General features: G+C 67.6%; 23 protein-coding genes. 6 read left to right on the top strand and 17 right to left on the bottom strand.

Features of this window, described 5'->3' with window-relative positions; all coding sequences use genetic code 11:
- Nucleotides 1-8: 8 nt before the first annotated feature.
- From thpR to C5F44_RS09980, 3 genes are read right to left on the bottom strand one after another with little or no spacing between them, the layout of a single operon-like run.
- Nucleotides 9-548, bottom strand: a complete 540-nt coding sequence (gene thpR, locus C5F44_RS09990; RefSeq protein ID WP_235822593.1) for an RNA 2',3'-cyclic phosphodiesterase — start codon at nucleotides 546-548, stop codon at nucleotides 9-11.
- A complete protein-coding gene (locus tag C5F44_RS09985) occupies nucleotides 548-1,702 on the bottom strand; it encodes an arginase family protein (protein WP_107673388.1) in 1,155 nt (384 codons plus the stop codon). Before C5F44_RS09985 ends, thpR begins: the two co-directional genes overlap by 1 nt.
- Complete coding sequence (locus tag C5F44_RS09980; RefSeq protein ID WP_107673387.1) at nucleotides 1,699-2,235, bottom strand: glutathione peroxidase; 537 nt, start codon at nucleotides 2,233-2,235, stop codon at nucleotides 1,699-1,701. Before C5F44_RS09980 ends, C5F44_RS09985 begins: the two co-directional genes overlap by 4 nt.
- 181 nt (nucleotides 2,236-2,416) lie before the next feature.
- On the opposite strand from C5F44_RS09980, the gene C5F44_RS09975 reads away from it, so the two are divergent.
- Both C5F44_RS09975 and C5F44_RS09970 read left to right on the top strand, forming a co-directional pair.
- On the top strand, nucleotides 2,417-2,902 hold the full coding sequence (locus C5F44_RS09975) for an NUDIX hydrolase (protein WP_107673386.1): 486 nt from the start codon (nucleotides 2,417-2,419) through the stop codon (nucleotides 2,900-2,902).
- 66 nt (nucleotides 2,903-2,968) lie between these two features.
- A complete protein-coding gene (locus tag C5F44_RS09970) occupies nucleotides 2,969-3,412 on the top strand; it encodes a DUF1178 family protein (protein WP_107673385.1) in 444 nt (147 codons plus the stop codon).
- A gap of 24 nt (nucleotides 3,413-3,436) precedes the next feature.
- On the opposite strand, the gene C5F44_RS09965 is transcribed toward C5F44_RS09970, so the two are convergent.
- From C5F44_RS09965 to C5F44_RS09955, 3 genes are all read right to left on the bottom strand, one after another.
- Nucleotides 3,437-3,934, bottom strand: coding sequence for a MarR family winged helix-turn-helix transcriptional regulator (locus C5F44_RS09965; RefSeq protein ID WP_107673384.1), 498 nt, complete (start codon nucleotides 3,932-3,934; stop codon nucleotides 3,437-3,439).
- 116 nt (nucleotides 3,935-4,050) lie between these two features.
- Complete coding sequence (locus C5F44_RS09960; RefSeq protein WP_107673470.1) at nucleotides 4,051-4,329, bottom strand: FAD assembly factor SdhE; 279 nt, start codon at nucleotides 4,327-4,329, stop codon at nucleotides 4,051-4,053.
- Nucleotides 4,329-4,745 carry a helix-turn-helix domain-containing protein gene (locus tag C5F44_RS09955; protein WP_107673383.1) on the bottom strand — a complete coding sequence of 139 codons (417 nt, stop codon included), beginning with the start codon at nucleotides 4,743-4,745 and terminating at the stop codon, nucleotides 4,329-4,331. The genes C5F44_RS09960 and C5F44_RS09955 overlap by 1 nt, the downstream gene beginning before the upstream one ends.
- A gap of 97 nt (nucleotides 4,746-4,842) precedes the next feature.
- Between C5F44_RS09955 and C5F44_RS09950 the strand changes: the two genes are divergently transcribed.
- The 4 genes from C5F44_RS09950 (at nucleotide 4,843) to C5F44_RS09935 (ending at nucleotide 8,020) form a co-directional block, all read left to right on the top strand.
- Entirely contained in the window at nucleotides 4,843-6,045 is a 1,203-nt protein-coding gene (locus C5F44_RS09950; RefSeq protein ID WP_107673382.1) for a pyridoxal phosphate-dependent aminotransferase, read from the top strand.
- Nucleotides 6,046-6,053: 8 nt separating this feature from the next.
- Nucleotides 6,054-6,467, top strand: a complete 414-nt coding sequence (locus tag C5F44_RS09945; RefSeq protein ID WP_107673381.1) for a hypothetical protein — start codon at nucleotides 6,054-6,056, stop codon at nucleotides 6,465-6,467.
- Nucleotides 6,468-6,597: 130 nt separating this feature from the next.
- Nucleotides 6,598-7,464: an S-methyl-5'-thioadenosine phosphorylase gene (locus tag C5F44_RS09940; protein ID WP_107673380.1), complete on the top strand. Its 867-nt coding sequence runs from the start codon at nucleotides 6,598-6,600 to the stop codon at nucleotides 7,462-7,464.
- 16 nt (nucleotides 7,465-7,480) lie between these two features.
- The gene (locus C5F44_RS09935; protein ID WP_107673379.1) at nucleotides 7,481-8,020 is read left to right on the top strand and encodes an adenine phosphoribosyltransferase; all 540 of its coding nucleotides are present in this window, start codon (nucleotides 7,481-7,483) and stop codon (nucleotides 8,018-8,020) included.
- Nucleotides 8,021-8,141: 121 nt separating this feature from the next.
- On the opposite strand, the gene C5F44_RS09930 is transcribed toward C5F44_RS09935, so the two are convergent.
- The 11 genes from C5F44_RS09930 to coxB all read right to left on the bottom strand — a co-directional run bounded on the left by C5F44_RS09930 (nucleotide 8,142) and on the right by coxB (nucleotide 18,090).
- Nucleotides 8,142-9,554 (bottom strand): FAD-binding oxidoreductase, encoded by a 1,413-nt coding sequence (locus C5F44_RS09930; RefSeq protein WP_107673378.1) that lies wholly within the window; start codon nucleotides 9,552-9,554, stop codon nucleotides 8,142-8,144.
- Between the two features lie 43 nt (nucleotides 9,555-9,597).
- Nucleotides 9,598-10,401: an MBL fold metallo-hydrolase gene (locus C5F44_RS09925; RefSeq protein ID WP_107673469.1), complete on the bottom strand. Its 804-nt coding sequence runs from the start codon at nucleotides 10,399-10,401 to the stop codon at nucleotides 9,598-9,600.
- A 78-nt stretch (nucleotides 10,402-10,479) separates the two neighbouring features.
- On the bottom strand, nucleotides 10,480-11,070 hold the full coding sequence (locus C5F44_RS09920) for a GNAT family N-acetyltransferase (RefSeq protein ID WP_107673377.1): 591 nt from the start codon (nucleotides 11,068-11,070) through the stop codon (nucleotides 10,480-10,482).
- Complete coding sequence (locus C5F44_RS09915; protein ID WP_107673376.1) at nucleotides 11,070-12,329, bottom strand: M16 family metallopeptidase; 1,260 nt, start codon at nucleotides 12,327-12,329, stop codon at nucleotides 11,070-11,072. Before C5F44_RS09915 ends, C5F44_RS09920 begins: the two co-directional genes overlap by 1 nt.
- Nucleotides 12,326-13,714 carry a threonine synthase gene (thrC, locus tag C5F44_RS09910; RefSeq protein ID WP_107673375.1) on the bottom strand — a complete coding sequence of 463 codons (1,389 nt, stop codon included), beginning with the start codon at nucleotides 13,712-13,714 and terminating at the stop codon, nucleotides 12,326-12,328. The genes C5F44_RS09915 and thrC overlap by 4 nt, the downstream gene beginning before the upstream one ends.
- 12 nt (nucleotides 13,715-13,726) lie before the next feature.
- Nucleotides 13,727-14,395 (bottom strand): SURF1 family protein, encoded by a 669-nt coding sequence (locus C5F44_RS09905; RefSeq protein WP_107673374.1) that lies wholly within the window; start codon nucleotides 14,393-14,395, stop codon nucleotides 13,727-13,729.
- Nucleotides 14,396-14,458: 63 nt separating this feature from the next.
- Entirely contained in the window at nucleotides 14,459-15,298 is an 840-nt protein-coding gene (locus tag C5F44_RS09900; protein ID WP_107673373.1) for a cytochrome c oxidase subunit 3, read from the bottom strand.
- 39 nt (nucleotides 15,299-15,337) lie between these two features.
- On the bottom strand, nucleotides 15,338-15,937 hold the full coding sequence (locus C5F44_RS09895) for a cytochrome c oxidase assembly protein (RefSeq protein ID WP_107673372.1): 600 nt from the start codon (nucleotides 15,935-15,937) through the stop codon (nucleotides 15,338-15,340).
- Entirely contained in the window at nucleotides 15,934-16,170 is a 237-nt protein-coding gene (locus C5F44_RS09890; RefSeq protein WP_107673371.1) for a hypothetical protein, read from the bottom strand. Before C5F44_RS09890 ends, C5F44_RS09895 begins: the two co-directional genes overlap by 4 nt.
- Nucleotide 16,171: 1 nt before the next feature.
- Nucleotides 16,172-17,113 carry a heme o synthase gene (gene cyoE, locus C5F44_RS09885; protein ID WP_107673370.1) on the bottom strand — a complete coding sequence of 314 codons (942 nt, stop codon included), beginning with the start codon at nucleotides 17,111-17,113 and terminating at the stop codon, nucleotides 16,172-16,174.
- Between the two features lie 62 nt (nucleotides 17,114-17,175).
- A complete protein-coding gene (coxB, locus tag C5F44_RS09880) occupies nucleotides 17,176-18,090 on the bottom strand; it encodes a cytochrome c oxidase subunit II (RefSeq protein WP_107673369.1) in 915 nt (304 codons plus the stop codon).
- Nucleotides 18,091-18,118 lie beyond the last annotated feature (28 nt).

Below are 18,118 nucleotides of genomic sequence, written 5' to 3'. Positions count from 1 at the left end.
GCCGGTTGTCAAGAAAACGGATAACGGGAAAGTTCGGTATAAACCGGGCCATCGTGACCCGACCGGCTTTGCCAAAGAACCATGTCCTGCACAATCCAGGGACCGGCCGCGAAGGCGAAACCGTCGGCAATGGCGCGTTCCAGCCGCGCCGTGGCGGCGAAATCGGGAACGGGAAAGCGGCCCAGGGTGACATGGGGCACGAAGCGGCGGGCGGCGACCTCGACCCCGGCGATGCGGGCGGCCTGTTCGGCGGCGGCCTGCAACCGGGTCAGCGGGTCTGACGGCAGCACACCGGCCCAGGCCGCGCGCGGGCGGGAACCGCCGAAAAGGCCCAGCCCCCGCAGCGCCAGCGGAAAGGCCGGGCTGCGCAGGGCGGCAAAGACTTCGTGCGCAGCGTCAAGCCGGGGATCGGGCACGTCCCCCAGAAAGACCAGCGTCAGATGAAACGCCTCGGGCGGCACGCGGCGGGGCAGCGGCAGCAGGAATTGCTGCACCGCCAGCGCCGAGCGGACGGTTTCGGGCAGGTCAAGGCCAAGGAAGACGCGCATCAGGCCCCCTCGGGCCGGCGGGCCAGGACGGCCAGCGCAGCGGTGATCTCGGGGCGGACGGGGCCTTCGCGCGGCGGATCAAGCAGGGTGTCCAGCAGGTGCGGGCCGGGCGGCGGGCGGGCGCCCCCCGACCACGACAGCCCCGCCAGAACCGCCCGCGCCGGTTCGGGCAGGCGGTCGGGCAGTTCCTGCCCCGAAAGCCAGCCCCAGATCGCCGTCCAGAGCCGGCCCACCGACCACGGGTTGTAGCCACCGCCGCCCAGCACGATCAGCCGGGGCGACAGCGGGCGCAGTTCGGCCAGCGCCTCAAGATAGGCGCGGTTCGACAGGCACAGGCGCGAGAGCGGGTCTTCGGTCAGGCTGTCGGCGCCGCATTGCACCACCAGCGCCTGCGGCGCGAAGGCGGCGACGCGGGGCAGGATCAGCCCGTGCAGCACGGCCCGCGCCTCGGTATCATTATAGCCGCGCGGCACCGGCAGGAAAAAGCCCGAGCCGCCGGCCGTATCGGTCAGGCCGCCGGAAAACGGCCAGCGCCCCTGTTCGTGCACGCTGATCATGCGGACGCGGGGATCGCCGGTGAAGGCGGCTTCAACCCCGTCGCAGTGATGGGCGTCAAGATCGACATAGGCGACGCGGGTCAACCCGGCGCCCAACAGCGCCTTGATGCCCAGCACCACGTCGTTCAGGTAGCAAAAGCCGTTCGCCCGGTCGGGCAGGCCGTGGTGGGTGCCGCCGCCCGGCACATGCACCACCCCCGCCGGGGCATGGGCCAGCGTTTCGGCGGCCCAGAGCGTGCCGCCTGCGCCGGTGGCGGGGCGGCGGAACATTTCGGCGAAGACCGGGTTCGACAGGGTGCCAAGCCTGTGGCGGGCGCGGACCTGATCGCTGACCGTACCCTCGGCCTCGGCCCGCTGGAGGGCGGTGAGGTAGGGTTCGGTATGGAAGGCGCGCAGGGCGGCGGGCTTGGCGCGCGGGCTGTTCTGGAACCGCGCCGCCGGCAGCCAGCCCAGCGCGCGGGCAAGGTCGATCACGGTTGACACGCGGGGCACCCGCAAGGGATGCGTCGCGCCATAGGACGAGCCGCGGTAGATGGCCGAGCCGACAAAGACCGGCGCGACGGCGCCGCGCGGACCGGCCGAAGGCGCCGCGGTCATGGCAGCAGCGACAGTATCCGCCGGCGGATGGCCCCCTGCGGGTTCGCGGTCGAGCCCCAGGTTTCGATCACCGCGCCGTCGGGGCCCAGCAGCACCTTGTTGAAGTTCCAGCCCGGCACGAAGCCGCGCGTCTTGGCCAGCCAGGCATAGAACGGATGCGCCTGTGCGCCCTTCACATGGGTGATCTGGGTCATCGGCAGGGTCAGGTCGAAGTTCAGCGCGCAGTATTCCTTGACCGCCGCCTCGCTACCCAGTTCCTGCGAAAAGTCGTTCGAGGGCACGGCCAGCACCAGCAGGCCCTTCGGACCCAGTTCGTCATGCAGGGCCTGAAGATCGTCGAACTGGCCGGCAAAGCCGCAGAGCGAGGCGGTGTTGACGACCAGAACCGGCTTGCCGGACCAATCATCCAGGTCGATGGTCCCGCCGTCGATCGAGGCGAAGGTGAAGCCCGCCCAGGCGGCGACCGGGGCCAGGACAGAGGCCAGCAGGGCCATCAGCGCGGCCAGCGGGGCAGGCAGGGCAGATCGGCGCATCGGGGTTCCCTTTCGACTGTCTGAACAGGAGATACGCCGCGTCCGGCGGGCGTCAACCTTCGGGGCGAAATCTTCCCCGGTCGGGGCGGCGGACTTGTGCCACGGGGGGGAGCATGTCACATTCAGGGATACAGGCAATCATCCCCGCGGCCGCGCGGGGCAAAGAAACCCGGGCATCGTGATGAGTGAAGTGCAGACCCTGCGCGCCGAAGAGGCCAACCCCGTGCTTGCACCGCAATATGCCGCGCTGTGCTGGCGGCTGCGGGGTGGCAAGGCGCGGGTGCTGCTGGTGACCAGCCGCGACACCGGGCGCTGGATCATTCCCAAGGGCTGGCCGATGGAGGGCCGCGCGCCTGCGGCGGCGGCGGCGCGGGAAGCCTGGGAAGAGGCCGGGGTGGAAGGCAAGGTCCAGTCGGAAAGCCTGGGCGTCTATACCTATCTGAAGACCCGTCCCGATGCCGAGGATGTGCCCTGCGCGGTGGAGGTGTTTCCGCTGCGGGTGGAACGGCTGCAACGGCGCTATCCCGAACGCGCCCAGCGCCGCCGCAAGTGGTTTGCCCCGGAAAAGGCCGCCCGCAAGGTGAGCGAGCCGGACCTGCGGGCGCTGATCCTGGCCTTTGCCGAGGCGACCACGGAAGCGGCGGCGAACGCCCCGGCGGGGGATTGAATCCCGCCACCGAAGGCATAGGTTCGACAGGTCGCGCATGGGGCGCGACCGCCACGGGATGTTGCGATGATCCGCTATGCGCTGACCTGCGGGGCCGGCCACGGTTTTGAAAGCTGGTTCGCCTCGGCCGCCGCCTATGACACGCTGTCCGGGGCCGGACAGGTGTCTTGCCCGATCTGCGGCGAGACGCGGGTGGAAAAGGCGATCATGGCCCCGGCGGTGACGCCCGCGCGCAAGGCCGAAGCGGCGGCGGCGGCAGAGGCGCGGCCCAAGCTGGGCACCCCGCAATCCGAGCTGGAGGCGGCGCTGGCGGCCTTGCGCCGGCAGGTCGAGGAAAATTCGGAATATGTCGGCATGAACTTCGCGACCGAGGCCCGCGCCATTCACGAAGGCGCATCGCCCGAACGCGCGATCTATGGCGAGGCGAAGCCCGAAGAGGCCAAGCGGCTGATCGAGGACGGAATCCCCGTCGCCCCCCTGCCCTTCCGCCCGGCCCGCAAGAGCAACTGACGGCAGGCGCGAAGGCGGGGCCGGTCAGTAGATGTAGCGGATCTGTTCGGTCCAGAACCGTTCCATCCGGCGCAGCGAGCGGTTGATTTCATCCATGCCGCTGGCATCGACCAGCCCGCGCTTTTCGATGCCTTCGGCGTGGCGTTCAAACAGGTCTGCCACCATGCCGCGCACCCGGCGGCCCTTTTCCGTCAGCCGGACCCGGACCGAGCGGCGGTCCACCTCGGACCGCTGGTGGTGCATGTAGCCCAGTTCGACCAGCTTCTTCAGATTGTAGCTGACGTTCGAGCCCTGATAGTAACCGCGGCTTTTCAATTCGCCCGCGGTCACCTCATTCTCGCCGATGTTGAACAGCAAGAGCGCCTGCACCGAGTTGATTTCCAGAATCCGCAGCCGTTCGAATTCGTCCTTGATCACGTCAAGAAGCAGCCGGTGCAGGCGTTCCACCAGCGCCAGATTGTCCAGATAGCAGGACAGGAACGCCCGCTGCGCACCGTCGAGAAGAGGTTCATGAAGCGACATTCCCGGCCCCGCCCTGTGTCTGATCAGGGAGAGAATCGGCAGAAAGCGCAAACATTCGGTAAACTCGAACCGATTTTGTCCCGATCCGGCGCGCGCGGGGCGGCCTGGCCCTTGGGTCAGGCCGGGCCGGCCAGCCGGTTGCGGGCGAAATCGGTGACCCGGTCCAGCAGCGGCGCGATCCAGGCCGGGGGCAGGTCGGTGCCCATGATCCAGGCCATCAGATCCTGATCATTTTCCTGCAAGAGCCGGTCATAAAGGTCCAGTTCCTCGGGCGGCATCGCGGCAAGATGGGCCTCGGCATAGGGGCCAAGGACCAGATCCATCTCTTTGGTGCCGCGCCGCCAACTGCGCATCACCATGCGTTTCAGCCGAGCTTCTGCGGTTTCCGCGACCATCATGCCACCTCGCGCAGAAGGCTGCGCATCCGTTGTTCCACCCGGCCCAGATCCTCGGCCAGTCCGCTGGCGCGGGCGCGCAGCTTGCGCAGTTCGGCCAGCGTCTGTTCGGCCGCGGGCGATAGCGGCGCCGGCGCGGCGTCGGGGGCGGCCAGACCCGGCCCCTCGGCGGTGATCAGCCAGGTCAGCGAGACATTCAGCATCCCGGCCAGCATCTGCAAACGGTTGCCGCGCGGTTCGGCCAGGTCTTCTTCCCAGGCCTGCAAGGTGGTCAGACGCACGCCCAGCCGCTGGGCCAGGTCTTCCTGGGTCAGCCCGGCCGCTTCGCGCGCGCCGGCCAGCCGGTCGCCGAAGGTGGCCACATCGGGGGCATACCAGGTTTCTTCGACGGGTGTTTCGGTGCTGCTTTCCGCCATCTCGCCTCTCCTTCTTATGATAACGCTTGTGTCGGGTGGGGGTGCACCCTAAGACCTGCGCCCGGAAATCGCAAATCCGCCCCGCAAGGAGACGCCGATGCCCTTCCTGTCCGACACGCTGGCGCGCGTGAAACCCTCGCCCACGATTGCCGTCACCACCAAGGCGCAGCAGCTCAAGGCCGAGGGGCGTGATGTCATCGGCCTTGGCGCGGGCGAGCCGGATTTCGATACCCCCGAACATATCCGCGATGCGGCCAAGCGCGCGATCGACGCGGGCAAGACCCGCTATACGGCGGTGGACGGCATCCCGGAACTGAAGGCGGCGATCTGTTCCAAGTTCCTGCGCGAGAACGGGCTGACCTATACGCCGGCGCAGGTCAGCGTCGGAACAGGCGGCAAGCAGATCCTCTACAATGCGCTGATGGCCACCTGCAATCCGGGCGACGAGGTGATCATCCCCGCGCCCTATTGGGTGTCTTATCCCGATATGGTGCATCTGGCGGGCGGCACGCCGGTGCCGGTGGTGGGGCTGCTGGAAAACGGCTTCAAGATCACGCCCGAACAGCTTGAGGCGGCGATCACGCCGCGCACCAAATGGTTCATCTTCAACAGCCCGTCGAACCCGACCGGCGCCGGCTATACCCGGGCCGAGCTGAAGGGGCTGACCGATGTGCTGATGCGTCACCCGCAGGTCTGGGTGATGTCGGATGACATGTATGAACACCTTGTCTTCGACGACTTCCGCTTCTGCACCCCGGCGGAAATCGAACCGGGCCTTTACGACCGCACGCTGACCTGCAACGGCGTCAGCAAGGCCTATGCCATGACCGGCTGGCGCATCGGCTATGCCGCCGGTCCGGTGGCGCTGATCAAGGCGATGGGAACGATCCAGTCGCAATCGACCTCGAACCCAAGTTCGATCAGCCAGTGGGCCGCGCTTGAGGCGCTGACCGGACCGCAGGAATTCCTGGCCGGATGGCGCGCGGCCTTCCAGGCGCGGCGCGATCTGGTGGTGTCGATGCTGAACGAGGCGCCGGGGATCACCTGCCCGAAACCCGAAGGCGCCTTCTATGTCTATCCCGATATTGCCGGCTGCATCGGCAAGGCCACGCCCGGCGGAACCGTCATCACCAATGACGAGGTGTTCGCCACGGCGCTGCTGGAGGAGACCGGGGTGGCGGTCGTTTTTGGCGCAGCCTTCGGCCTTTCGCCCAACTTCCGGGTAAGCTACGCTACGTCAGATGACGTTCTGCGCGAGGCTTGCACCCGCATCCAGCGGTTCTGCGCCTCGCTAGTGTGAGGGCCTGAATGGCGGACGATCTGCCGGACTACTACTTTCGCCTGCGTGACAATGGAGCCGCCGTCTACAAGGTTGATACCGAGAACCGACAGCGACGGATCGAACTGATCGAGATCGCGATGGTCAATGTCAGGAACGGTAACGTCAAGCCGCATGGCGAGACGAAGCTGAACGGCACCGACATCCGCGCCATTCAGGACTGGCTGGGAAAGCGGCGCATCCTTATCGAGGCGCGCGAGGTCGATGACGTGCTGCGCACCGGCGACCGGCTGAACGAGGCGGCGCAATGGGCACAGTCGAAGGCTACGCCCGAGCAGCTTGACGAGGTGACCGAGACGCTGCTTCTGGCCATGCACGACCTACGGTCGGTGCTGGTGCGCAAGAAGGCCGAGCGGCTGACGAAAGCCCCGGCCGGCAGATAGTGGCAACCGGATCACGCAAGCCGTTGATTTTGCTTGCAGGACAAGATGTCCCACCACGGGACAGCCCCCTTTCGCGGCGCGGGCGGGCAGACTATCCTCGCGCCCGGCCCGCAAACGAGAGGAGTCCCCCATGCAGACCATGATCGGCATCATCGGCGGCAGCGGGGTCTATCAGATCGAGGGGCTTGAGGGCGCAAGCTGGACCCGGGTGAAAACGCCCTGGGGCAAGCCTTCGGACGAGGTGCTGATCGGCCGGCTGGACGGCGTTCCGATGGCCTTCCTGCCGCGCCATGGCCGGGGCCATGTGCACAGCCCGACCACGGTGCCCTATCGCGCCAATATCGACGCGCTGAAACGGCTGGGCTGCACCGATGTGGTCGCCGTCTCGGCGGTGGGATCGCTGCGCGAGGATTTCGCGCCGGGCGATTTCGTGCTGGTGGACCAGTTCATCGACCGCACCTTCGCCCGCGAGAAAAGTTTTTTCGGCACCGGCTGCGTGGCCCATGTCGGCTTTGCCCATCCGACCTGCCCGCGTCTGGGCAAGGCCGCCGCCGAAGCGGCCCGCGCGGCGGGGGCGCGGGTGCATGAAGGCGCAACCTATCTGGCGATGGAGGGGCCGCAGTTTTCGACCCTGGCCGAAAGCCGGCTTTACCGGCAATGGGGCGCCGATGTGATCGGCATGACCGGGATGCCCGAGGCCAAGCTCGCGCGTGAGGCCGAGCTGTGCTATGCCTCGATCGCCATGGTGACCGATTATGACTGCTGGCACCCCGACCATGATGCGGTGGATGTGGCGGCGGTGATCGCCACGCTGACGGCCAATGCCGCGCTGGCCCGCGCCACCGTGGCCCGCCTGCCCGGCCTGCTGGGCCGCGACCGGGCCGACTGCCCGCATGGCTGCGACCGCGCCCTGACCCATGCCCTGATGACCGCGCCCGACAAGCGCGACCCCGAACTGCTGGCCCGGCTGGATGCCGTCGCCGGCCGCGTCCTGTAATCCCCGGAAAGCCCCCATGAATTCGACCAAGACCGTCAAGGACTATATCCGCACCATCGTGGACTTCCCGCATGAGGGGATCCTGTTCCGCGACGTGACCACGCTGTTCGCCGATCCGCGCGGGTTCCGCATGTGCGTGGACCAGTTGCTGGCCCCCTATGCCGGGATGCGGATCGACAAGGTGGTGGGGCTGGAAGCGCGCGGCTTCATCCTGGGTGGCGCGGTGGCGCATCAGTTGTCCACCGGCTTTGTGCCGGTGCGCAAGAAGGGCAAGCTGCCGGGGCAGACGATTTCGCAGGCCTATACGCTGGAATACGGCGAGGCGGTGGTCGAGGTGCATGACGATGCCATGCAGCCGGGCGAAAAGGTGCTGCTGGTCGATGACCTGCTGGCCACCGGCGGCACCGCCGAGGCCGGGATCAAGCTGATCGAACGGCTGGGCGCCCAGGTCATTGGCTGCGCCTTCGTGGTGGACCTGCCCGATCTGGGCGGCCGCAGGAAACTTGAGGCGATGGGCATGGATGTCCATGCGCTGTGCGCCTTCGAGGGGCTTTGATCGCAGGCTGACCGCGCAAGGGCGGGGGCCAGCCCCCGCATCCCCGGGGTATTTGGGCCGAGATGAAGCGGCAGGGCCTTCCTCTTGGTCCAAATACCCCCGCCGGAGGCCCGTTGGACGGTCAGCCGCGCAGCACGGCGCCGGGGTTCAGGATTCCGGCCGGATCAAGCGCCGCCTTCAGCGCGCGCATCGCGGCCAGACGCGCCGGGTCGGCGTAGCGTTCCAGATCGGCGGCCTTGAAGCGGCCGATGCCGTGTTCGGCCGAAATGCTGCCGCCCGCCGCCTGCACCAGATCATGCACCAGACGCTTGACCGGGCCGGCAAGGGCCTCATCGTCTTCGCGGCGGCGGCCCTTGGCGGGGAACACGTTGTAATGCAGGTTGCCGTCGCCCAGATGACCAAAGCAGTTGAGGCGCAGCGGCCCGAGGGCGGCGATCCTGGCGCCCGCCTCGGCCAGGAAGCCGGGGATGGCGCCCAGGGGCAACGAGATGTCATGCGACGAGATCGAACCGATGCGGCGGTTCGCTTCGGGGATCGCCTCGCGCAGCGCCCAGAGGGCGGCGGCCTGCGCCTGCGAGGTGGCGATGACGCCATCCAGCACCAGCCCTGTTTCGCTGGCCTCGTCATAAAGCGCGGCCATGCTGACCTGGGGGTCCAGCGCTGCGGGCAGGCCCAGTTCCAGCAGGACGCACCAGTCGGGCGCGGGATCGAAGGGCGCGCGCAGGCCCGAGCCGGTTTCGGCCAGGAAATCGAACCCGGTCCTGGCGATCAGTTCAAAGGCGGTGACAAGGCCTGACAGGCGCGCCTCGCACAGCGCCAGCAGGCGTTGCGCCACGGCGGGCGACGGCACCGCCAGCAGCGCCACCACCGTGGCGGCGGGCTGCGGGAACAGCCGAAGCGTGGCGGCGGTGAGGATGCCGAGGCTGCCTTCGGACCCGATCAGCAGGTGGCGCAGGTCATAGCCGGTGTTGTCCTTGCGCAGCCGTTTCAGGCCGTGGACGACCGAGCCGTCGGCCAGAACCGCCTCGACCCCAAGGCACAGGTCGCGCGTGGTGCCATAGCGCAGCACGGCGGTGCCGCCGGCGTTGGTGGCCAGATTGCCGCCGATGGTGGCGGTGCCTTCGCTGGCCAGCGACAGCGGGAACAGCCGCCCGGCATCGGCGGCGGCCTGCTGCACGGCGGCCAGGGTCAGGCCGGCCTCGACCGCGATCACGTTTTCTTCGGGCCAGAGGCCGCGCAGGCCGGTCATCCGGTCCAGCGACAGCACCAGCGGCAGGGGGCCTTCGGGCATGACCTGACCGCCGACCAGCCCGGTGCCGCCGCCGCGCGGCACGATGCCCACCCGCGCCGCCGCGCAGGCGCGGACGATCTGCGCCACCTGATCGGTGCCGGCCGGCCGGGCCACCACGCCCGCGCGCCCCGGCCAGCGGCCGCGCGGTTCGGTCAGATCGCGCGGTTCGGGCGGGCGCAGCGTGCCTTCGGGCAGGCGCGCGGCCAGATCGGCGATAAAGGCCGCATCGCAGGGGTTCAGCATCGGATCACCTCTTTGCCCCCCGGTGCTAGCGCCTGCGGGCCGCTCAGTCCAGCCAGCGCGGGGTGAGGACCAGCACGGCGGGCCGCGCCGGCAGGTCGGCGCGGGCGAAGGTCATTTCGCTGAGGCCAGTGTCGACCACATCGAAATCGCCCTCCATCGCGCGCAGGAATTCGGTCAGAGAGGCGCCGGAAAACCAGTGCATCGGGATCACCACCCGCGCCTTGAGCCCGCGGGTGACGGAAACCATATCCTCAAGCCGCAGGGTATAGCCGCCGTCAACCGGCACCATCACGATGTCCATCCGGCCAAGGCTGGCATATTGCTCTTCGGACGGGATCTGGTGCAGGTGGCCAAGGTGGCCGATGCAAAGCCCCGCCGCTTCGAACACGAAGATCGAGTTGCCGTCGGCGCGGGCGCCTTCGCCAAAGGGACCACGGGTATCGGTGGTGACGTTGCGCACCAGCATTGCGCCCAGATCCAGCCGGTGGTCGGCCGGGCGGCCGGCGTCCGGCCAGCCGCGCAGCACATGCGGGATGCGCGGGTCGGGGCTGGCGGTCCAATGGGTGGAATGGGCGTTGTTCATCGTCACCACATCGGGCACGGCGTCGATGGTGCCGATATAGCCGGTGTAATCGGTCACGGCGGCGGTGCCATCCTCGGCCAGGATCAGGAAACTGGCGTGGTCCAGATAGCGGATCAGGACGTGATCGCGTTCGACAGGGGCGAAATCGGCGTGCTGCACGGTTTCCGCGCCTTGCGCCAGCGCGATGCAATGCGAGGGCAGACGGTCCTGCGCCCAGACCGGGGCGGCCAGGAACAGGAAAAACGGCAGAAGCGGGCGGATCATGGCGGCCTCCGGTTCAACCCGAAGAGGATGCCCTGCCTTTCGCAGGATCGCCATCACGCCTGCGCGATCTTGGCCGTTTCAGGCCGGGCCTACGTCGGTGCGGCCGCGACGGTCGGCGCGCAGGCAGGCGTAAAGCACATGGTTGCGCCAGCGTCCGGCGATCTGAAGATAGCTTTGCGCCACGCCCTCATACTTGAAGCCGGTCTTTTCCAGCACCCCGCGCGAGGCGGCGTTTTCCGGCAGGCAGGCGGCCTCGATCCGGCTGAGGTCCAGCCGGGTGAAGGCGTGGTGGACGACGGCCAGGATCGCCTCGCGCATGTAGCCGTGGCGGGCGTAGGGCTGGCCGATCCAGTAGCCCAGCGTGCCCGCCTGGGCCGGGCCGCGGCGGATGTTGTCCAGCGTGATGGCGCCAAGAAGCGCCTGATCGTCGCGCCGGATCAGCATCAGCGGCAGGGCCGTACCCTGGGTTTCGGCCCGCTGCGCCCAATAGACCCGGTTGGTGAAGGAGCGGCGCGACAGGTGGTCGGGGCTCCAGACCGGCTCCCACGGCATCAGGAAGGCGGCGCTGGCGTCGCGCAGCCCGCTCCAGCCGGGCCAGTCGGCATGTGTGGGCAGGCGGAGCGTCATGCGCTCGGTCTCGATCCTGACCCGCCGCCGAAGGCCCAGCATCACGCCGACAGCGCCTCCTTGATGGCATCAACGCCGGGGGCCTGATCGACGGGGCCATAGACCGCCAGCGCGGCCCCGGCGCGCAGCACCTGGGTGCCCCAGTCGCGCACGCCGGGCAGGCTGACCGCGTCGATGCGGGCCACGGCTTCGTCAAGATCGGGGACGCGGCCCCAGATCGACAGGAGGCGCGCGTTGCGTTCGGCGCGGCTGGACGGGCTTTCCAGCCCCATCAGCATCCCCGCACGGATCTGCGCCTTGGCGCGGTTCACCTCGGCCTCGGTCATGTCATCGGCGGCGCGTTTCAGTTCGGCGACGGTCAGGTCGGCCAGATCGCCGATCTCGTCGCCGCTGGTGCCGGCATAGATGGTGACATGGCCGGTGTCGTCATAGGCCGCGCTTTGGGCATAGATCGTGTAGCACAGGCCCTTTTCTTCGCGGATCTTCTGGAATAGCCGGCTGGACATGCCGCCACCCATCGCCATGGACCAGACCTGCGCGGTATAGACCAGCGGATCGCGATAGCCCGGGGCTTCCAGGTTCAGGGCGAAATGGGCCTGTTCCAGATCCTTGATCTCGCGCCGTTCGCCGCTGTGGAAGCGGGCCCCGTCCACCGCGCTGCGGCCCACCGGCCTGAGATGGCCGAAGATCGCCTCGGCCTGGGCCACGATGGCGGCATGGTCGATGCCGCCCGCCGCCGACAGGATCATCCGGTCGGGGCCGTAGTGGCGGCCGACGAAGCTGCGGAAATCGGTGGCCTGAAAGGCGGAGACCCGGTCTTCCGGGCCAAGGATGGTGCGGCCGAAGGTCTGGCCGGGATAGCTGGTTTCGTGCAGCCAGTCGAAGATGATGTCATCGGGCGTATCGGCGGCCTGACCGATTTCCTGCAGGATCACATGGCGCTCGGTCTCGATGTCGGCGGGGTTGAACAGCGGGTTCAGCACGATGTCGCTGATCACGTCCAGCGCGCGGGCCACATCGGCCGAGAGGCAGCGCGCGTAATAGGCGGTCATCTCGCGCGAGGTATAGGCGTTGATGTAGCCGCCCACATCCTCGATCTCTTCGGCGATCTGCAGCGCGCTGCGCCGCTCGGTGCCCTTGAACGCCATGTGTTCCAGAAAATGCGCGATGCCGTTTTCGCCGGGGCCTTCATGGCGCCCCCCTGCCCCGACCCAAAGGCCGATGGAGGCCGACTTGAGGCGCGGCATGTCCTCGGTGACGATGCGAAGCCCGTTGGAAAGCGTGTGCAACTGGACGGTCACAGCCCGGCCCTTTCAAGGATCAGGGTTTCAAGCGCGGTCAGGTCATTCGGCACGACGGTCTGCCGTTCGGGCCGGTCGAACAGGTTGGCCATATGCGGCGGCAGGCCGGGGCGCAGGCCGGTGGCGGCCTGCACGGCATCGGGGAACTTGGCCGGGTGCGCGGTGGCCAGCGTGATCATCGGGCTGGCGCCGAGGTGTTCCTGCGCCACCTTCACGCCCACGGCGGAATGTGGGCAGAGAAGTTCGCCTGTAGCGGCCAGCGTGGCCGCGATGGTGGCGCGGGTTTCGTCTTCCGAACAGCGCCCCGAGGCAAAGACCGATTGCAGCGCCGCAAGTGCGGGCGCGGGAATGGTGAAGCCGCCCGACTGTTTCAGCCCGTCCATCAGCCGGGTCACCGCCGCGCCGTCGCCCCCCAGCGCCAGGAACAGCGCGCGTTCGAAGTTGGACGACACCTGGATGTCCATCGAGGGGCTGATCGAGGGGCGGACGCCATCGGTGCGGTAGTCGCCGGTCGTCAGGGCGCGGTGCAGGATGTCATTCTGGTTGGTGGCGATCACCAGCCGGTCGATGGGCAGGCCCATCTGTTTCGCGATATGGCCGGCGAAGATGTCACCGAAATTGCCGGTGGGCACGGTGAAGCTGACCTTGCGGTGCGGGGCCCCCAGCGCCGTGGCCGAGGAGAAGTAATAGACCACCTGCGCCAGAACGCGCGCCCAGTTGATGCTGTTCACCCCCGCCAGACGCACCCGGTCGCGGAAGGCGAAGTCGTTGAACATGTCCTTCAGCCGGGCTTGCGCATCGTCGAAATCGCCTTCGATGGCCAGCGCATGGACGTTCTGTTCCGACGGGGTGGTCATCTGGCGGCGCTGCACGTCGCTGACGCGGCCATGCGGGAAGAGGATGAACACATCCACGTTCTTCAGGCCACGGAACGCCTCGATCGCGGCCGATCCGGTATCGCCGCTGGTGGCGCCGACGATGGTGATCCGCTCGCCCGTGCGCGCCAGCGCCGCCTGCATCATCTGCCCGATGAGCTGCATGGCGAAATCCTTGAACGCCAGGGTCGGGCCGTGGAACAGTTCCAGCAGGAAATGGTTTTCGCCAAGCTGCACCATGGGCGCCCGCGCAGCGTGGTGGAACCCCTTGTAGGCAGCCGCGATCAGGCCCCTGAATTCGTCATCTCCGAAGAAGCCGCCCAGAAACGGGCGCATCACGCGGAAGGCGATTTCCTCATAGCGCAGCCCGGCCAGAGCGGCGATCTGATCCGCCGTCAGTTGCGGCACGGTTTCGGGCAGGTACAGACCGCCGTCCCGCGCAAGCCCCGTCATCATCGCTTCGCCGAAGCCCAAGGCAGGTGCCTGCCCACGGGTCGAGATGTATCGCATTCTGTCCGCCCCTTACGCCGTCCGCGTTCTGATACGCCACAGAAACGCAACTGTCATCACTGCCCAGACAACCGCAAGGCCGAACCATGTCAGCGCGTATTGCAGATGATCGTTGCGGAAGGCGGCCGAGGCGGGGACGGGCATCACGCCATCGCCGGTATCGCTGCGGGCGATGATCAGCACCGGATCGGTCCGCAGGGCGGCGGCGATGCCGGGCAGATCGCGGCCGAACCAGATGTCGCGGGCGGCGTCATGCGGCGGAGTCGAGGCGGTCATGTCGTCGGGCCAGTTCAGATTGCCCGTGATGCTGGCCGCATGGGGCGGGCGGGGCTGGCCGCGGTCGGCTTCGGGAATGAAGCCGCGGTCGATCAGGATGCGGCGGCCATCGCCGGTTTCAAAGGCAGCGATGACGTGGAAGCCCGGCCCCTGATCGCGGGTCGAGGCAAGGACGAAGGTCTCTTCCCCGGTGAAGCGGCCGCTGGTCTGCACCGGGCGGTAGCGGTCGGTGGCCGGGTCGGGGGTGGCGGGCAGCGGCACCGGATCGGCGGCAATCATGGTGGCGGCTTCGGCAATGATCGCCTCTTTCCATTCCAGCCGGCGCAATTGCCAGACCCCCAGCGACAACAGGACCGCGACCCCGGCGACGCCGACGATCAGGAAGAACAGGATTTGCCGCACGATGCCCCCCGAAATGAAACGCGCGGGCCAGTGGCCCGCGCGCGCCTTCGGTCAGAAGGTGATGGCTCAGGCCCGGCCCCAGACGTAGACGGCGGCGAACAGGAACAGCCAGACCACGTCAACGAAGTGCCAGTACCACGCCGCGGCTTCAAAGCCCACATGGCGTTCGGGGGTGAAGTGGCCCTTCATCGCCCGGAACAGGCAGACGGCCAGGAAGATGGTGCCGATGATGACATGGGCGCCATGGAAGCCGGTCGCCATGAAGAAGGCGGCGCCATAGATGTTGTCACGGAAGCCGAAGGCGGCGTGGCTGTATTCATAGGCCTGCAGGAAGGTGAAGCAGACGCCCAGCACCACGGCGATCGCCAGGCCGGTGATCATGTCCTTGCGGTTGTTCTCATGCACCAGGGCATGGTGCGCCCAGGTTACGGCACAGCCCGACAGCAGCAGAACCAGCGTGTTGATCAGCGGCAGGTGCCAGGGATCGAAGGTTTCGACCGGCACACCGTTGACCAGCGGCGGCCAGACGCCATCGACCCAGGGGCTTTCCGGCCCCATCGGATACATGCGGTGCTTGAAGAAGGTCCAGAACCAGGCCGCGAAGAACATGACTTCGGACATGATGAACATGATGAAGCCATAGCGCAGGCCGATGCGGACCACCGGCGTGTGGTCGATGCCCTGCCCTTCCTTCACCACGTCTGTCCACCAGGCGAACATGACGTACAGCACCATGACAAGGCCGATCAGGAACAGCCAGGGCTGGCTGAGCGCGCTGTCGGCCGAGACGCGCGGCGAGATCATCAGCACCGCGCCGAAGAGCATGATGAAGGCCCCGAGCGCGCCAAGGAACGGCCAGATCGAGGGTGGCAGGACGTGGTAATCGTGGTTCTTAGCGTGGGCCATGGCGGAAGCGGTTCCCTCGTTTCTTATATCTTATGGTCGTCAGTTGGCGGCGGCGGCCGGGGTGGCCGGATCGTCGGCATCCAGCGTCGCCTGCGATTGCGGCAGGGGCGCGGTGTGGAAGGTGTAGCTCAGGGTGATCGCCTCGACCCGGGCGGTGTTCGGATCGTCGGCCATCGCCGGGTCGATGAAGAAGCTGACCGGCATCTCGACACGCTCGCCGGGTTGCAGCACCTGCAATTCGAAGCAGAAGCAGGCGATCTTGGTGAAATAGCCGCCCAGCATGTCGGGCGAGACATTGTAGCTGGCCTGCCCCGCGACCGGCTTGTCGGTCGGGTTGTAGGCTTCATAGAAGGCCAGCCCGGTTTCGCCGACGCGGATGTCCATTTCCGGCGCCACGGGGCGGAACTGCCAGGGCATTCCGGCTTCGAGCGAGGCATCGAAGCGGACGGTGATCACCCGGTCCAGCACATGATCGGGCGCCGTCGCGGCGACCGAGGTGGTGCCACCATAGCCGGTGACCTTGCAGAACCAGTCATAGAACGGGGGAATCACCACCACGGTCACGAAGGCCATGGTGAACACGCCCCCGGCCAGCGCCGCGGCCTGACGACCGGGGGTGGAGAAGAGCCCGCGTTTCATCCGCCCGTTGCCCCATCCGTGGGGCCACCCGTCACCGGATCGGCGGCGCGGCCGGTGCCGGGCACCATTTCGGGACGGACCGTGTGGTCATAGCCTTGCATCGGATCGCCGCGCTTCACCTTGACCACGGTCAGGGCAAAGACCAGCGCCACGAAGAAGGCCAGACACAGCGCCACGCCAAGGTTGCGGCTGAAGCGGCGGCCGTGCAGTTCATGCGTGGGGTTCAGCGCCATCTTACCAGCCTCCAAGGCCGTAGGGTTTCAGGGCGGCTTCGGCCAGGAAGGCGCCGAAGTGCAGGAACAGATAGAGCAGCGAGAAGCGGAAGAACGCCTTTTCGACGGCGTATTTGTCGGCCTCGGCCTGCGTTTCGCCGCGCCGCCAGATCCGCGCCGCGCCGATCAGGAACCAGCCGTTCAGCCCCAGCGCCACCGCCAGCGTCAGCGGCCCGCCGATCGAGGTGAGCGCGGCCCAGACCGACACCGGCGCCAGCAGCACGGTATAGGCCAGGATATGGCGGCGGGTGGATTTGCGGCCATGCGTCACCGTCAGCATCGGCACGCCGGCATTGTGGTAATCTTCCTTCATGAACAGCGCCAGCGCCCAGAAATGCGGCGGCGTCCACATGAAGATCAGCGCGAACATCAGGCATGCTTCGACCGACAGGCTGCCGGTGGCGGCAACCCAGCCGATCATGGGCGGGAAGGCCCCGGCAGCGCCGCCGATGACGATGTTCTGCGGGGTCGAGCGTTTCAGCCAGACCGAATAGACCACGGCATAGAAGAAGATGGTGAAGGCCAGCAGGCCCGCCGCGACAAGGTTGGTCGCCAGCCCCAGCATGACGATGCTGATGCCCGAGAGCGCCAGCCCCACGGCCAGCGCCTCGCCGCCCTGAACCCGGCCCGCGGGCACGGGGCGGTTGCGGGTGCGGCGCATCACGGCGTCAATATCGGCATCCCACCACATGTTCAGTGCGCCCGAAGCGCCCGCGCCCAGCGCGATGAACAGGATGGCGGCGAAAGCCTCGACCGGGTGCAGCGACACGGGGGCCACCAGCAGGCCCACCAGCGCGGTGAACACCACCAGCGACATGACCCGCGGCTTCAGCAGTTGCACATAATCACCGAACCCCGCCTCCTGCGGCGCGGTCTCGGCCTGAAATGCCCCGATGTCGGTCATCCGTCCCTCTCCTCGCGCGCCGGAACCGGCCCTCCTCCGGGCCGGGGCGCGTGTGTTCCCGATCAGTCGTTGGTGGCGACCTGAACCGGCGCCACCGGGGCCGGCGTGGCGGCCAGCACCACGTTGCCGGCCTTGGCCTGTTCGACCCAGGCGGCATAGGCGGCCTCGGACACGACCTTGACGGTGATCGGCATGTAGGCGTGGTCCTTGCCGCACAGTTCGCTGCACTGGCCGAAGAAGATGCCTTCACGGTCAGGCTTGAACCACAGCTGGGCAATCCGGCCCGGCACCGCATCCTGCATCACGCCGAAGGCCGGGATCTTCCAGGAGTGGATCACGTCGCTGGCGGTAATGTGCATCACCACGGTCTTGCCGACGGGCACCACCACCGCGGTATCGGTCGCCAGCAGGAACTGGTCGCGGGTATAGCCGGCCTTCTGCAGCTCGGCCTCGACCGCGGGGGTCAGCCGGGCGTCGCCGCCCAGATTCAGACCGCCAATCATGTAGCTGTCGTAGGATTCGATGCCTTCGTTCGGGTATTCATAGCTCCAGTACCACTGGTTGCCGGTGACCTTGATCACCACGTCACCCTTGGGGAATTCCTGCTGGTTGAACAGCGCGGGCAGCGAGAAGAAGCCGATGAATACCAGGATGATGATCGGGATCACGGTCCAGGCCACTTCCAGCGGGCTGTTGTGGGTGAACCGGCGCGGCGTGGGGTTGGCCCGGCTGTTGTAGCGCAGGATCACGATCAGCAGCAGCGCGGTGACGAAGATGGTGATGGCGGTGATGATCCACAGGACCATGCCATCCAGCCACTGCTGTTCGACCGCAATCGAGGACGAGGCGGGCTGGAATCCCACCTTTCCATCGACCGGCTGGCCCACGATTTCAAGCGCCTGGGCCGAAAGGGCCGCCGGCGACAGGGCAGCGAGGCAAATCAGGGCCGATCGCTGCAAGAACGACTTCACGCGCATGTCTTCTTCCCGTTCTGACGCGCGGCTT

This window comes from Fuscovulum blasticum DSM 2131 (assembly GCF_003034965.1).
Lineage (GTDB): Bacteria > Pseudomonadota > Alphaproteobacteria > Rhodobacterales > Rhodobacteraceae > Pseudogemmobacter > Pseudogemmobacter blasticus.
This window is presented reverse-complemented; position numbering and strand designations above follow the sequence as displayed.

What these genes read in the sequence shown, in the direction of transcription:
- thpR (WP_235822593.1), bottom strand. Translation starts at nt 548, where the DNA reads ATGCGCGTCTTCCTTGGCCTTGACCTGCCCGAAACCGTCCGCTCGGCG.
- C5F44_RS09985 (WP_107673388.1), bottom strand. Translation starts at nt 1,702, where the DNA reads ATGACCGCGGCGCCTTCGGCCGGTCCGCGCGGCGCCGTCGCGCCGGTC.
- C5F44_RS09980 (WP_107673387.1), bottom strand. Translation starts at nt 2,235, where the DNA reads ATGCGCCGATCTGCCCTGCCTGCCCCGCTGGCCGCGCTGATGGCCCTG.
- C5F44_RS09975 (WP_107673386.1), top strand. Translation starts at nt 2,417, where the DNA reads ATGAGTGAAGTGCAGACCCTGCGCGCCGAAGAGGCCAACCCCGTGCTT.
- C5F44_RS09970 (WP_107673385.1), top strand. Translation starts at nt 2,969, where the DNA reads ATGATCCGCTATGCGCTGACCTGCGGGGCCGGCCACGGTTTTGAAAGC.
- C5F44_RS09965 (WP_107673384.1), bottom strand. Translation starts at nt 3,934, where the DNA reads ATGTCGCTTCATGAACCTCTTCTCGACGGTGCGCAGCGGGCGTTCCTG.
- C5F44_RS09960 (WP_107673470.1), bottom strand. Translation starts at nt 4,329, where the DNA reads ATGGTCGCGGAAACCGCAGAAGCTCGGCTGAAACGCATGGTGATGCGC.
- C5F44_RS09955 (WP_107673383.1), bottom strand. Translation starts at nt 4,745, where the DNA reads ATGGCGGAAAGCAGCACCGAAACACCCGTCGAAGAAACCTGGTATGCC.
- C5F44_RS09950 (WP_107673382.1), top strand. Translation starts at nt 4,843, where the DNA reads ATGCCCTTCCTGTCCGACACGCTGGCGCGCGTGAAACCCTCGCCCACG.
- C5F44_RS09945 (WP_107673381.1), top strand. Translation starts at nt 6,054, where the DNA reads ATGGCGGACGATCTGCCGGACTACTACTTTCGCCTGCGTGACAATGGA.
- C5F44_RS09940 (WP_107673380.1), top strand. Translation starts at nt 6,598, where the DNA reads ATGCAGACCATGATCGGCATCATCGGCGGCAGCGGGGTCTATCAGATC.
- C5F44_RS09935 (WP_107673379.1), top strand. Translation starts at nt 7,481, where the DNA reads ATGAATTCGACCAAGACCGTCAAGGACTATATCCGCACCATCGTGGAC.
- C5F44_RS09930 (WP_107673378.1), bottom strand. Translation starts at nt 9,554, where the DNA reads ATGCTGAACCCCTGCGATGCGGCCTTTATCGCCGATCTGGCCGCGCGC.
- C5F44_RS09925 (WP_107673469.1), bottom strand. Translation starts at nt 10,401, where the DNA reads ATGATCCGCCCGCTTCTGCCGTTTTTCCTGTTCCTGGCCGCCCCGGTC.
- C5F44_RS09920 (WP_107673377.1), bottom strand. Translation starts at nt 11,070, where the DNA reads ATGCTGGGCCTTCGGCGGCGGGTCAGGATCGAGACCGAGCGCATGACG.
- thrC (WP_107673375.1), bottom strand. Translation starts at nt 13,714, where the DNA reads ATGCGATACATCTCGACCCGTGGGCAGGCACCTGCCTTGGGCTTCGGC.
- C5F44_RS09900 (WP_107673373.1), bottom strand. Translation starts at nt 15,298, where the DNA reads ATGGCCCACGCTAAGAACCACGATTACCACGTCCTGCCACCCTCGATC.
- C5F44_RS09895 (WP_107673372.1), bottom strand. Translation starts at nt 15,937, where the DNA reads ATGAAACGCGGGCTCTTCTCCACCCCCGGTCGTCAGGCCGCGGCGCTG.
- C5F44_RS09890 (WP_107673371.1), bottom strand. Translation starts at nt 16,170, where the DNA reads ATGGCGCTGAACCCCACGCATGAACTGCACGGCCGCCGCTTCAGCCGC.
- cyoE (WP_107673370.1), bottom strand. Translation starts at nt 17,113, where the DNA reads ATGACCGACATCGGGGCATTTCAGGCCGAGACCGCGCCGCAGGAGGCG.
- coxB (WP_107673369.1), bottom strand. Translation starts at nt 18,090, where the DNA reads ATGCGCGTGAAGTCGTTCTTGCAGCGATCGGCCCTGATTTGCCTCGCT.